Origin of the sequence: Haloferax sp. ATCC BAA-644 (genome assembly GCF_000336975.1) — an archaeon.
Classification (GTDB): domain Archaea; phylum Halobacteriota; class Halobacteria; order Halobacteriales; family Haloferacaceae; genus Haloferax; species Haloferax volcanii.
Genome location: NZ_AOLF01000021.1, coordinates 61,089 through 74,372, shown reverse-complemented (window position 1 = coordinate 74,372; position 13,284 = coordinate 61,089). Strand labels below are relative to the sequence as shown.

The 13,284-nt window shown below is 49.9% G+C and carries 11 protein-coding genes; 5 read left to right on the top strand and 6 right to left on the bottom strand.

The window, feature by feature from the left end; translation table 11 throughout:
• Window positions 1-51 precede the first annotated feature (51 nt).
• Window positions 52-1,173 carry a polysaccharide pyruvyl transferase family protein gene (locus C458_RS09160; RefSeq protein ID WP_160162993.1) on the top strand — a complete coding sequence of 374 codons (1,122 nt, stop codon included), beginning with the start codon at window positions 52-54 and terminating at the stop codon, window positions 1,171-1,173.
• Here the strand turns inward: C458_RS09160 and C458_RS18110 are convergent.
• Both C458_RS18110 and C458_RS09155 read right to left on the bottom strand, forming a co-directional pair.
• Window positions 1,168-2,142 carry a nitroreductase family protein gene (locus C458_RS18110; protein ID WP_152418128.1) on the bottom strand — a complete coding sequence of 325 codons (975 nt, stop codon included), beginning with the start codon at window positions 2,140-2,142 and terminating at the stop codon, window positions 1,168-1,170. The two genes, C458_RS09160 and C458_RS18110, sit on opposite strands and share 6 nt — an antisense overlap.
• Window positions 2,143-2,300: 158 nt before the next feature.
• On the bottom strand, window positions 2,301-3,911 hold the full coding sequence (locus tag C458_RS09155) for a lipopolysaccharide biosynthesis protein (protein WP_239638742.1): 1,611 nt from the start codon (window positions 3,909-3,911) through the stop codon (window positions 2,301-2,303).
• A gap of 197 nt (window positions 3,912-4,108) precedes the next feature.
• Between C458_RS09155 and aglF the strand changes: the two genes are divergently transcribed.
• Window positions 4,109-4,837, top strand: coding sequence for a UTP--glucose-1-phosphate uridylyltransferase AglF (gene aglF / locus C458_RS09150; RefSeq protein ID WP_049896693.1), 729 nt, complete (start codon window positions 4,109-4,111; stop codon window positions 4,835-4,837).
• 87 nt (window positions 4,838-4,924) lie between these two features.
• Window positions 4,925-5,926 (top strand): UDP binding domain-containing protein, encoded by a 1,002-nt coding sequence (locus C458_RS09145; protein WP_008575108.1) that lies wholly within the window; start codon window positions 4,925-4,927, stop codon window positions 5,924-5,926.
• A gap of 37 nt (window positions 5,927-5,963) precedes the next feature.
• On the opposite strand, the gene C458_RS17855 is transcribed toward C458_RS09145, so the two are convergent.
• Together C458_RS17855 and C458_RS18935 are read right to left on the bottom strand one after the other, a co-directional pair.
• Window positions 5,964-7,100: a glycosyltransferase family 4 protein gene (locus tag C458_RS17855; RefSeq protein ID WP_081603246.1), complete on the bottom strand. Its 1,137-nt coding sequence runs from the start codon at window positions 7,098-7,100 to the stop codon at window positions 5,964-5,966.
• A 66-nt stretch (window positions 7,101-7,166) separates the two neighbouring features.
• Window positions 7,167-7,403: a hypothetical protein gene (locus C458_RS18935; RefSeq protein ID WP_049896691.1), complete on the bottom strand. Its 237-nt coding sequence runs from the start codon at window positions 7,401-7,403 to the stop codon at window positions 7,167-7,169.
• A gap of 353 nt (window positions 7,404-7,756) precedes the next feature.
• Between C458_RS18935 and C458_RS09140 the strand changes: the two genes are divergently transcribed.
• Entirely contained in the window at window positions 7,757-8,719 is a 963-nt protein-coding gene (locus tag C458_RS09140; RefSeq protein WP_008575105.1) for an endonuclease I-EndH, read from the top strand.
• Between the two features lie 33 nt (window positions 8,720-8,752).
• Window positions 8,753-9,445, top strand: a complete 693-nt coding sequence (locus C458_RS09135; protein WP_333782712.1) for a glycosyltransferase — start codon at window positions 8,753-8,755, stop codon at window positions 9,443-9,445.
• A gap of 545 nt (window positions 9,446-9,990) precedes the next feature.
• Here the strand turns inward: C458_RS09135 and C458_RS09130 are convergent.
• Entirely contained in the window at window positions 9,991-11,220 is a 1,230-nt protein-coding gene (locus C458_RS09130; RefSeq protein WP_008575103.1) for an orc1/cdc6 family replication initiation protein, read from the bottom strand.
• Window positions 11,221-12,175: 955 nt separating this feature from the next.
• Window positions 12,176-12,364, bottom strand: a complete 189-nt coding sequence (locus C458_RS17845; protein WP_081603245.1) for a hypothetical protein — start codon at window positions 12,362-12,364, stop codon at window positions 12,176-12,178.
• Window positions 12,365-13,284: the final 920 nt, after the last annotated feature.

The following is a 13,284-nucleotide window of genomic DNA, read 5'->3' as shown; positions in this document are numbered from 1 at the left end:
TTTAAACCTTTAACAAGTACGTTGATGGGACAAATGTTAAGTCGTACTGACATGGAGAGACACACGATGTTCACAGGCCTAAAAAAATGGATTAGTGGTACCCCATTTGAAGCTCCTGCAAAGTCCTTGTTAGATACTGTCCATGGACTTGGCAGACCTCTTAGGAATGCACAATTTATATACAACAATAAGTCCATGAAAAATGAAAAGAACATTATATATACAATAACACCACCAGGACATCTAGACAATATTGGAGACCATGCTCAAGTCGTGGGAATCAAGAAATGGTTTGATGAATATTTCCCAGAGTATAATGTGATTGAATTAGACAAAAACCAAACAACAGATTACATCTCTGCGTTAAAATTTTTGATTAACGATGATGATCTTATATTCCTCCATAGTGGTGGGAATCTGAACGACCGTAGTCTCTGGTCAGAAGGGGCTAGACGGGAAGTTGTTAAGAATTTCAAGGACACACCTATTATTCAACTCCCCCAAACAGTTTTTTTCAGCAATACAGACCGTGGTCGTAGAGAACTTAACAAATCTCGGGAGATCTACAACAATCACCAAGATCTGACGATAATCGCTAGGGACTTAGTGAGTCACGATTACGTCCAGGAGTATTTTGATGTCCAAGACGATGTTTATCCTGACTTCGCGTTGATGTTAGATCGTGAGGACTACGTCAAAAGTGCTGTTGAGCGGTCTGGCGTTCTATTATGTTTAAGAAGGGATAGTGAGTCAGATGTCTCTTCAAAAGAAAAAAATGAGATACTGAGTTCAATTCACGAAGCAAATTATGATGCTACTCAGTTCGATACAACTCTTGACGAGAAAATACCAAAAAACCAGCGCGAGAAGTTCCTTTCTGAGACCCTAAGTGAGTTCGCTAAACACGAGCTTGTTATTACTGATCGGTTTCATGGAATGATATTCTCAGTCATTACGAGAACCCCCTGTATCGCTATTGATACAGTAGATCACAAAATCTCGTCTTCGTCTAAGTGGTTCGAGATGTATGATGATGAAGTGCGATACGTTGATATCGCTGACATTGCTCCACCTCTTATTGAGGAAACAGCTGGTCAAGAGTTAGATGAGTTTGACTGGCAACAAAGATACTTTAGTGAATTAGCAGAAATGATAAACAAAAATTCGCTATGAGATAATATATCTCTCGTTATCAGATCTCTCTGGGATAGGTGGTATAAATTCGGGCTTACCAACACAAACGATGGCCATTGGTTCAATATAGTCAGGAATATCCAGCCTATTCGTGAACTTTTGATAGTCCTCTTTGTTGCTTTCACGGCTTTTTATGAGGTCTTTCCCAAAATGATTCCAGCAAGTTCCAAGGCCAGCGTTATGCGCGGTCAAAACCATTTGCATGATCGCAGCGCCCGCATCAAGGTAGATGGACGTTTCGGAATCAGCAACGTCTCCGTATAGTCGTGTGTCCATACCTACGAATATCAGTAGCGGGGCTGAAACCGTATGTTCTTCTTTTATTCCATCGAGTAATTTTTTCTTTTCATCATCTATGATGATTTTAAATCTCCATGCTTGTCTATTGCCTGAGTTTGGCGCCCATTTTGCACCTTCTATCATTTGGTACGCGATCTTACGGAGTCTCTTTTCAGAAGGCTGGTTATCTGCCCAGGTGCGAGTACTCCGTCTAGATTTCAATAAATCTGTGAAATTCACCATGTTATCAAGGTGAATCTCAGGGGTTTGGGATGAGCGTCGAGATATCCAAGTTGGGCTTTCTTCATCCATTATCTTTTGAATATCAATCGCCCAACTAATAATCGGATTACCTATCTCAAACCCTCTCTCATTAACTAAGATTTCAATACAATTGTCTACCCGCTGGCTTTTTGTTGAGTACTTCTCAAATTTATCAGATAATATCTCATTATATACCGCTTTTTCGATACGGTGTGCTTCATGCTGGACTATACTTAGTAACTCTGCGTCACTAAGATCGGCTAGTTGAGACGAGTTTAGTGGATACGAGCCAGCAGTCGAATTTTCTCCTCTTAATTTCTTTGAAATGAATTCTGCTGACCTACGAATAAGCGAAGCTGCACCCTCTTCCTTGAATACAGAGACACTACGCCGAATTATTGACACGATTCAGAGAAAGCGTAGTACAAAAATAATATTTTCGCTGCCTGTGATCTGTTCCGAGGACCCCCGTTTTGACTAGGTAACATATTCTTGAATGACTTGTACTGACTGCCAATATAGTACTACCTGAACTCTAGATTTATTAATGTTGGAAGCCTGTTTTAAACTGCATTCTGGAGCATATGATAGATACTCGTAAACTCATAGGGTGTGCTTCTATCAATGATCAACATTAATGCAGGGTATGTGATTGAACCAATGATAACCAAAGAGACTAGTTCAATTATGCCATTGTTGGTGAAAACGAAACTATCGATTGCTAAAACTACGGATGCCATTCCGAGACTTCCGATTAATGGGTAAAAAGTTAGCTGCAGCAATTCTGACAAGTCACCCTCAATTATTGACAAGACAAGATAAATTGCAATTGGATGTGTAATGAAGGAACTACCAACAATTACCAATGCTACTCCGATTACCCCAAACATTTCTGCGGTTGGGTAAATTAACAAACCAATGACGGCCACTTTGATTAATTGAATCCAGAATTCTACGTTAGGCTTCCCTACCGATTTGAATACTGGTCCAATATTGGCACCAAAAGCACGAAACCCTCCCCAAACAGCTAAGATCTGCATTAGTGGAACCATCGAGGTCCATTGACTACCGAGAATTGTGTGAACAAACTGTGGAGCAACGACCGCAATACCGGCGGCCATTGGAAATGCAACTACAGTTGATACCTTTACTGAGCGGTAGTATCCCTCCCGAAGACGGCTTACATCGTTTTGAACCTTAGAAAGCGCAGGAAAGGCAACGCGCGAAATAACATGTGTGACCTCTGTGGCCGGCGCATTTGAGAAACGATATGCCATCTGGTAGAATCCTAATGATGTTGCAGTGAAAAACCAACCTACAAAGGCATCATCTCCCTGACCGTAGAGAAATACTAAAATGGACGATGCGAATAACCATTTCCCATATCCAAACATTTCTTTTGCGTAGGAGTAGTCAAATTCGACATTTGGTCGATACTCGTGGATGACAAAGGATATTGCGAATTTGACAAGGTTCATTGAGATAATCCCTGCCACAAGTGCCCATACACTGCGGAACACGAGCGCAAAGGCGATTGCGACAATTAAGTCGACTAGTCGACCACCGACCTGATACACGAATTCTCGGTGAAAATTAAGATCCTTTTGGAAATAGACTACTGCTGGATTCTGCAGTCCCAAAATGAGCGGACAAATACCGACAGCAGAAATAAGCGGCCCTGCTCGTGGTTCACCAAAGAAATCAGCGAGGTGTGGTGCAGCGATGACTGCAATAGCGGCAATGGCTATCCCTCGACCAATCTTCATTACCCATGCTGTATTTAGATACGCGTCAACGTTCTCATTTTCATGTTGTATTAATGCCTCATCAAATCCAAGTTTCGAGAGTTGACGGAGAGCAGCAATAACCAATAGTGCAATCCCTAGGAGACCAAATGCCGCCGGTGAAAGCAACCGAGCAAGAATGACTACCTTCAGTAACTGAAGGACGCGGTCGCCAACGTTAATTCCAGCTACCCATATCCCACTTTGGATTGCTTGTTGCTCTGTAGAGCCACCTGCAGTAAGACGTTCGTAAACAGTTCGGAGTACTTTAATCACTAATACCTGCATTCTCTGTTCATTGTGAAATAATTCTCGTTTCGGCTCAGTTCGGGGTGTAGATATACTTAAATAAATATAGTGAAATGTCTCAAATGTGGTGAGTTTAGTCACAATTGACGTCGGCAAGACCCCCTCCCGTGGGATGCCACAGTAGGTTGTGTCTGCTGCCCCTAGTACTTTTTCTGGTATCTGAAATTCAATTGAGACTGGACTGTTGGAGGTCAACAGAAGGCCTTGAAACGCAAATGATTAATGACTGCTATTAGATGGTAACAAGAACTATACAAGATAACGACACACCACATACTATGAAAGCAGTCGTCCTAGCCGGTGGTGAGGGGACCCGACTCCGTCCACTTACTGAAGACAAGCCGAAGGGAATGGTCGAAGTCAACGATAAACCGATCCTTACCCACTGTTTCGAACAACTCGCCGAGCTCGGTGCTGACGAACTCGTTGTCGTCGTCGGCTACATGAAAGAGCGAATTATCGAACACTACGGAGACGAGTTTCAGGACCTCCCGATCACGTACGCCCACCAGCGAGAGCAGAAGGGGCTCGCACACGCGCTGCTAACCGTCGAAGAGCACATCGACGACGACTTCATGCTGATGCTTGGCGACAACATCTTCAACGCCAACCTTTCAGATGTCGTCAACCGTCAGCAGGAACAGCGTGCTGACGCAGCGTTCCTCGTCGAAGAAGTCCCGTGGGAGAAGGCAAGCCGGTACGGTGTCTGTGACACGAACAAATACGGTGAGATCACCGACGTCGTCGAGAAACCGGATGACCCGCCGTCCAACTTAGTGATGACGGGCTTCTACACGTTCACGCCCGAAATCTTCCACGCGTGTCACCTCGTGCAGCCGTCGAACCGCAATGAGTACGAAATTAGTGAGGCGATCGACCTGCTCATCCACAGCGGACGCACAATCGACGCAATCAGACTCGACGGCTGGCGGCTTGACATCGGCTACCCCGAAGACCGTGACGAAGCAGAGGAGCGATTGACTGGCGAAGTGGCCGAAGCACAGTAAGCGAAAGCAGATTCACTTCTGGCTGTCGCATTTGTCTCCCCGTTTTATCCGAGTATTTGATATGACTTGCGTGGGACACAGAGAGTAATGGAGCTCTCTGTCATCGGGAGCGGCTATGTCGGAACAACAATCGCCGCGTGTTTCGCAGACCTCGGTCACACCGTCGTCAACGTCGATATCGACACCGAAACCGTCGATACGATCAATCGCGGCGAACCACCGATTCACGAGGATGGTCTCCCCGAACTAATCGCGACGCACGCAGGCGAAGACGGTACGGGTCGACTGCGAGCGACGACGGACTACTCCGAAGTACTCGAGACCGACGTTACCTTTCTCTGTCTCCCAACGCCACAGAAAGACGATGGCGAAATCGATCTCTCAATCATGGAGGTAGGCGCAGAACAACTCGGTGAGACGCTCGCACAGAAGTCCGAGTGGCACACAGTCGTCGTGAAGAGTACCGTCGTCCCAGGGACGACTGAGGAAATAATCACGCCGCTACTCGAAGACGCGAGTGGGAAGGTCGAAGGCGAACAGTTGGGAATCGGGATGAATCCTGAGTTCCTCAGAAGCGGACTTGGATGGGGTGGTAGTTGTTTCCCGAAAGATACCAATTCAATCATTCACGCGGCCAAACAGCAGGGCTACACACCCGCTGTTCTTGAGGCCGCAGTCGAGGTGAACGACAACCAGCCCGAACGTCTGTTGTCCTTACTCGACCAGCATGTCGATGTAGCCGACCAGAAGGTCGCTGTTCTCGGGTTGGCGTTCAAGCCTGGAACGGACGACATTCGGAACTCGCGAGCAATCTCGGTGATTCAGGGTCTCAAAGACCGAGGTGCATCGATCGCCGCGTACGGCCCTGTCGCGACGGCTAACATGCGCGAACACTTCCCGGATATTGAGTATGCGGACTCCGCTGTCGATGTGCTTGCTGATGCGTCCGCCTGCGTTGTGTGTACTGACTGGGACGAGTTTGAGGTGTTAGACGAGGAATTTGACCAGATGGAACAACAGGTCGTCGTGGACGGTCGGCACGTTATCGAGGCATCAGCCGACCTTACGTACGAAGGATTGACTTGGTGAAATTAATAACACATCTATAAGATATGTATTTTATTGCTTATTTGAGAACTCTTTCATAGACCTCAATCACTTTTTTTGTCCGTTGTTCCCATGTTAGGTTCGATACCACATACTCCCGCGCATTCTCTGAGAGTTGATTACGTAGTTCTGAATCCTCAAAGAGTTCGGAGATTGCCTGCTCTACTTTGTCTGGATTCCCAGGCTCCAGTAGAATGCCCGTTTCGCGGTCAGTAACCACTTCGGGAACACCTGCAATTGCTGTGACGACAGGTGGAACTCCAGAGGCCATTGCCTCAAGCATGGTCAATGGCAGACCTTCGGAGTATGAGGGTCTACAGAACACGCTTGCACGATCATACATCTCAGAGATATCCTCGACATAACCGTGGACAGTAACCGAGTCAGAAATCCCATTCGACTCAATAAATTTCTGAGTGTCTTCTTCTAATGGACCACTCCCAACAATATGGAACGCAGCATCGGGGTGTGTATCAAGGACCCCTGGGAGAGCAGTCAGCAAATCCTGAATCCCGTTGTTCCGTACTAGCCTGCCAATATACAGCAATGATTTTTCACTCTGAGGCGTTGGTGAAAAGTCTTTGACATCAACAGAATTACGCACTACTGCCGTTTGTTTTGCACCCAGGGACTGCGCAATTGATTCTGCTGCAGCACTAACACTAATTACACAGTCACTTCGTGAAATAACGAACCGGCTGATTGTTTGTTCAAAGGCTTTGGCAGCAGCGCCACCAATACCAGAGATCATCCCAATATCTCCGAGATGGAGCGTGGTTACAAACCTATAGTCTGAAAAAAGTGAGTGAAGACTAGCTAGGATTGACGTATAGAAGAAGCGATTATGTGCGTGCACAATATCTGGCTGAAACTCTCGAATGACACGTCTAAAATCGGCCAATGCTGATATAGAGAACATACTTTGGAGCCCAATGATGTCCGTCAAATCGACCGCTGAAGAGGTATAGAATGATATCCCAAGATGATTCTGTAGGTCGAACTCTCGAGTTCCGTCGTCAAGTGTGAATATACCTACTTCGAATCCTTCGTTAACAAGATGAACCGCAAGCTTCTGTACTACTTGCTCAACACCACCATCACTCGGTGGGACATAATCTGAACAGAGAAGTATCCGTCTTCCCGACGCTTGGGTCATACTATTTGGGTCAACTGTGGTCGTCAAAAGAGTATCTTCTTGTAGAAGGTGCAATATCTCTTTGATCTATTCCCGCGGATCCTCCACCAACTCATACAACCCACCTCGATTCAACTGCGTAATCCACCCAGCATTGGTTAGATTTCGAAGCGCGTACTCGACCTGGCCCTTTTCCAAATCCGAATGCTCCCGTAGATACAGCGGATTAACACGACCCCACGGCGCACCCGAGTCGCGCCCCTGCTTGAATAACTCAAGAACGACTTCCTCCCGCTCGTTCGGTTCGTAGCGTTCGTTAACCATGTATGACACGCTGTTCTGTCTCCGTAAGCATAATTCTCAGCAATTCGCCCAGCACTCAATCCAACTGTTTGCCAAACATTTTGCTAAGCAAAACTACTAAATAGCTACCGAGTGTAGCATCTATCGAGAAGCACGGGTCGCCTCAAAGGAGAGGACGGTGCTGGAGACACCGCCCCGTGCTTCGCCCAAGACGAAGCATGACAAACTCAGATAGAGATAGACAAGAGTCTGTTGAACAGCAGCACGACCAGCCCCACGTAGAACTCGACGAGTGTTCAGTCTGCGGTGCGGTCGGACTACCAGAACGCATCGAGGACCACGACTGCCAGCCGTTTTTGGTGGGGTTCTAATTGATGCGATACGAGTGGCTCGACGAGCGAATCGACGAGATTATCGAGCGCTACGAGTCTGGGCAGTCGTTACGCGAGATTGCGGAGGTCTTCGACGTCTCCACGAGACCGATTCAGAGTCGCCTGCACAACCACGATGTCACAATGCGAAATGGTGGTCCGGCGTACACTCAGCTAGCGAACCGAAGAGCTGAGCTGGTCGAAGCCTACGAGCGTCGACGGTCCCTCCAGTCGCTTGCGGACCAGTACGACACATCACCGACAGCAATTCAGTTCCATCTTGAAAAGGCAGGTGCCGATCCCATCTCACTCCCGAAAACCACCGATATTGGCCTGAGTCCATCCCAGATTTCGGTTATCCAAGGCGAATTACTCGGTGATGGGTGCTTACACTCTCGCTACGATGGGTCGTGTTTCTTCCAGCTCTCGACAACGACGGAAGGCCACGCACGTCGGCTGATAGAGAAACTTCCTGATGGATTCTTCCCGGAATCGCAGCCGAACACGTTCACCCGGCCGAACCAATTTACCGACGAAGACTACACCTCGTGGATAGTCTCGTCACGACCGCAGCCGCACCTCCAACGATTGTACGAGGAGTGGTACGAAATCAGGGACGAAAAGAACAACCGAAAGATCGTCCCGGAGGATTTCAACCTCGACAAGACGGCACTCCTGCATTGGTACTGGGGTGATGGGAACTGCTCAATCCGCGAGAGCGGCGCGCCTCGTGTATCCTTTGCGACCCACGGCTTCCCCGAGTCGTGCGTCGAACACCTCCAGTCAGAGGTCGACCGACTGGGCTACGACAACTACGCAGTCAGGCAGCAGGGTATTGAGGACGGGTCCGGGCTGTACATTCGGCTTCGGGACTACGATGCACGAACGTTCCTCGACGACCTCCGACGCTCGAATACGCTCATGGCGTACGACTACAAGTTCCCTGTCCCCGTGAAAGACGAATAAGTACGGTTCTTTGACAGTAGTGTGTGACAACTACTGAGAGGCGGTTCAGGCGGCGTGGAAACACCGCGAGTTCACAAAAACGCCGACCGCCTCGCCGACATCGGCCGCGACAGGGACACAATCGAGGTCGTCCCGAACGGCATCGACGTCGACCAGATTCGAAACGCGCCGCTGCCCGACGAGGGCGACTCGTTCGACGTGCTGTTCGCCGGGCGACTCATCGCCGACAAGAACGTCTCCATCCTCCTCGACGCGTTCGACCGCGTGGCCGACGACTACGACGACGTGACCCTCGGCGTCGTCGGTGACGGCCCGGAGTTCGACCGCCTCGAACGACAGACGAGCGCGTTGGACCACGCCGACCGCGTGCGTATGCTGGGCTTCCTCGACGAGTACGAGGACGTGTTGGGACAGATGCGCGCCGCGGACGTGTTCGCCTCGCCCAGTACGAGAGAGGGGTTCGGCATCACCTACGCCGAAGCGATGGCCGCCGACTGTACGGTTATCGGCGTCCAGCATCCCGAGTCCGCGGCGAGTGAAGTCATCGGCGACGCGGGCTATCTCGCCGAGCCGACCGTCGATTCAGTCGCAGAGTCGGTCGCCCGAGCGCTCGCGGGGGAGACGCCGCCGACCGAACCGACCAAACGCGCCGACCAGTACGATTGGGATAGCGTCGCCGGCCAAGCTGAGGCGGCGTACGAGCGCGCCATCAACGGAGGGTGGTGATGTTCGTTGGGGACCGAGCGACACGCCAGACCATGAGGGAGAGTGCGAGACACGAATAGCGGTGTCGAGCATCGATTTAGTTAGTTGATTGTGTCGGTCGTATCACCGTAACCGCGCCGTCGAATGAGCCACACAGAACGGTCCGATTCGATCCTCCCTCCCCCCATGACTTCATCTGTTCTTTCAATGTCGGCATGGGGTGACTCGTCGACCAATCGAAGCCGATGCAGTCGGGGAAAAGCACACAAGATGTACTGTCTTTCAGCAGCAGATAGAATCCACTGAGAGACTGAGACGAGCTGGTACAGAGTGGCATTTCGCGTGCTTCCGAGTCAGACACATCCGTGTGGACATCTCACTCGGGGGCGATGGGAGTCAGGCGTCAATAGCAACAGCGGACGAAACGAACAGCCTCGATTTCGGGTCTGAGGACAGACATCGTGTGTGACCGCGGTTGAGGACCGGGTCGCCCCACTACTTCATCTGTTTTTTCGAGAGACAGAACTGTAACCACCCACACCCCATCACTTCATCTGTTCTGTGGGCTACTGCCCCGAGCAGTTCTTGGCGAACGATTGAATCGAGCGGTGAACGCCGATTTCATCGATTGTGTCGGCGAGGGTTTCCGTAATTAACCCGAGGTCGTAGTTGAGTCCGTACAGCACCTTCTTTCCGCCGCGACGACCCAGATTCCGCTCTGTGCCCGTAATGACACCCATCATCTTCAGCTCGGAGAGATGACTTTGCATCTGCCGATGTGAAAGCGGGTCGATGCCACTCGAACTGCAGAGTGCGAGGTAGCGTTCGCGGATTGTCGGTGAAGTGACTGGTGTCTCACCGTCTGCGGCGAACGTCGTAAGTGCGTACAGCGTCAGTCGGGCGTGCTCTGTGAGCTTCGACACCCCAGTCGTGATTTGGTCGGATTCGAGCTTTCGTTTGGCTTGGTCGACGTGCGGTTTCGTTACCTGTGGTGCGTTCTCGTTCCGTGCGATATCCCCCGCCTCCAACAGGAGATTAATCGCCTGTCGAGCGTCACCCGAATCCTTCGCACCATAGGCGGCACAAAGCGGGATGACGTCCTCCGAGAGAGCGTCATCACGGAAGGCGACTTGGGTTCGTTGTTCGAGCACTGTACGGAGTTCTCCCGCATCGTACGGTGGGAAATAGACCTCTTTTTCGCACAGACTCGATTGGACCTTTGCCGAAAGCCCTTCTCGGTACGACAGATCGTTCGAAATACCGATCAGCCCGATCTTCGCTGACGTGACGTAACCGTTGTCTCGTGCGCGCGGAATCTGATACAGAAGTGAGTCGTCGTTGACGTGGTCGACCTCGTCGAGGATGATGAGTATGGTCCCGTACTGATCGAGTTCTTCCCACAGGAACTGGTACACCTTCGACTGTGGATAGCCAGTCATGGGAATCTGATCTTCCGGACTACGCAGACGGTTAATGATTGTTATAGCGACTTGATAGCTCGTGTTGAGTCCGTCACAGTTGATCCGTACCGCGTGCAAGTCGAGGTCGTGAATCGACCGAGCGGCGTCTTGGAGCCGATCCAGTAAGAATCGTGTTGCGGCTGTTTTCCCGACACCGGACTTGCCGTACAGAAAGATGTTCGACGGGAGTTCGTTGTTGATTACCGGCTGGAGGGCGGAGTGATACTCACTCAGTTCTTCATCCCGGCCGACGAGTTCTTCGGGGGTATAATCCTCACGTAGCACATCCCGATTTTTGAAGATCTGATTTGATTGTGAGAACTCGAAGGATCCCATATGTATCGCAGACCCCTATACCACATATGCCCACCGGTTCATCTGTTTCATCTGTTCCCCAAGCATATAAGTGAAGAACCCCGTGACTTCATCTGTTCTATGCTGTGTGATTTGTCTACGATTGACAATGATGTAAGAGCCAGCGACCACCCGAACTATGGAGCCCCCAAACCACACAGAAACAGTGCAGATAATCAGAACAGATGAAGTGGTGGGGTGGGGGAGTCTCCAACATTGTTGGTCATGGCTGTTCAGGTAGCCGAGAGGATTTGGTAATCGTTCTACCCCCGCCACTTCATCTATTTAGCAGCCATACAGGGGTTCAAAATGCCAATATCTTCGAGTCGAAGCCAGTTCGAGACGGAGACCCCGGTGATGGTGCAGCGCTGCTGTAGATAGAGACGAACCGCAAGAACACATGAAGCGATGGGGGGAGACAACCAAACTGTAAACTGAACCAGTTCGCATGTCGGAGACGAAGAGAATAGACTGCAAAGAAATCGTTCTGAGAATCCGGGACGAAAATCTGACCCCCACCACTTCATCTGTTTAGATCTCAGGAAGTGGTACACGCGAAATCGGCAACAGAGACTCTGAGGCCGATACGAAGGACACGAGAGCAGATACACTCGAAGTCGTGGAGATACACTCGAAACGGTACTCCCCGAGGAACCGTCATGTCGTCATCGCATATGCGGTGACCTGTGCAACGCGATACATTCAAAACTCCACCGCCTCCCCCTCGTAGAACGCTTCGGCTCTGTTGAAACCCTCAGTTCTGATAGTTTGCTGAGGCCGTGCTGAATAGAGAGCGCAAGTCGGTCAATGACTGATCTGTAGCCAGAGAGATGGGTACTCAGTCAATGTCGTGGAAGGCTTGAACAATAAGAGAGTCGCCAACTACTCCCCAGCAATCATGATCGGTAGTAGTGCGTTGCTGTCTGTATCGATTTAGTCATGGACTGGGTTCAATCTTCATCCCCAATTCACCAACCACCTTCTCAATACGTTGGGTGATCTTTCTGAGGACCTTTTCTTCAGACCCATAAGTCCAATTAAATATCCCGCTGGCCCCACCACCTACGAATATTTTCACCAGACAAGACTTCTCAGAAAGAGACTCAATAATTATGGTGACCTGCATATTCGAGTTCGTCCGCCAAAATTCATATTTCTCAATCATCAGCACTGCGAATCCTTCTCCGACGTGGGACTCTTCTGGGGTAAATCGCTCAGTGAATGCTTCTCTGAGTTTCCCAAATTGCGAACTTGTGACAGTATAGCTGGTTACTCGCACGCATCAACATCTCAGCAAATATACTAAAATCGCCCGTCTATGGAGATGCAACATACGCCTTCTGTCTGTGCCACGCGACTTCTGACAGAACTTGGTGAGGTTTCAGCGGTCGTGCTGAATACAGGGCGCGTATCTCGCATCAGCTTCTACACCCCACACCTTCCCGTTTATGAAGGCAGATTTCCAGCGAGGCCAAGTAAACCGACGATTACTCCGAGAATCATAATAAGGAGCCCAATTTGACCAAATGCGTTTGAATCCGCCGCGAATAGGTCTCGACCCAGCATTAGAAAACCCCCGAATACAACCAGGAGAAGACCGAAGTCAAACACACTATCGCTCATGTTTTCCAATTGAAACCGTCAGTTCATATTCTTTTTTGACAGGCCCATCCTCTATATTCAGCACACGACGACTGTCAGGTTCGGAGGGTTTCAACAGAGCAAACGCTTCATATTGAGGAAAGCATACGAACTGTACTCTCTGACTCGGCCGTCAGTTCGACGTGAGTATTGTTCGTCGGGAGGGTGCGACACGGTCGTGGCTGTGTCTACCGAAGAAACCGACGCCAGCGAGTGTACAGATACATCCCGCCGAAGATGAGGCCGACGAGCACCACGAGCCCGGTCACATGCGTTTCGCGCACACCGACACGGAACGGAGGTGTTTGGAGGGACACGCCAGACCACAGGAGTGAGATCGGGGACACAGCTAGCAGTATCGAACGTCAATTGAGTTAGTGGTTGTGTCCATCNGTTTGGAGGGAC

Excerpts from the sequence above, each read along its gene's own strand:
- C458_RS09160 (WP_160162993.1), top strand. The coding sequence starts at position 52 with ATGGAGAGACACACGATGTTCACAGGCCTAAAAAAATGGATTAGTGGT.
- aglF (WP_049896693.1), top strand. The coding sequence starts at position 4,109 with ATGAAAGCAGTCGTCCTAGCCGGTGGTGAGGGGACCCGACTCCGTCCA.
- C458_RS09145 (WP_008575108.1), top strand. The coding sequence starts at position 4,925 with ATGGAGCTCTCTGTCATCGGGAGCGGCTATGTCGGAACAACAATCGCC.
- C458_RS17855 (WP_081603246.1), bottom strand. The coding sequence starts at position 7,100 with ATGACCCAAGCGTCGGGAAGACGGATACTTCTCTGTTCAGATTATGTC.
- C458_RS18935 (WP_049896691.1), bottom strand. The coding sequence starts at position 7,403 with ATGGTTAACGAACGCTACGAACCGAACGAGCGGGAGGAAGTCGTTCTT.
- C458_RS09140 (WP_008575105.1), top strand. The coding sequence starts at position 7,757 with ATGCGATACGAGTGGCTCGACGAGCGAATCGACGAGATTATCGAGCGC.
- C458_RS09130 (WP_008575103.1), bottom strand. The coding sequence starts at position 11,220 with ATGGGATCCTTCGAGTTCTCACAATCAAATCAGATCTTCAAAAATCGG.
- C458_RS17845 (WP_081603245.1), bottom strand. The coding sequence starts at position 12,364 with ATGCAGGTCACCATAATTATTGAGTCTCTTTCTGAGAAGTCTTGTCTG.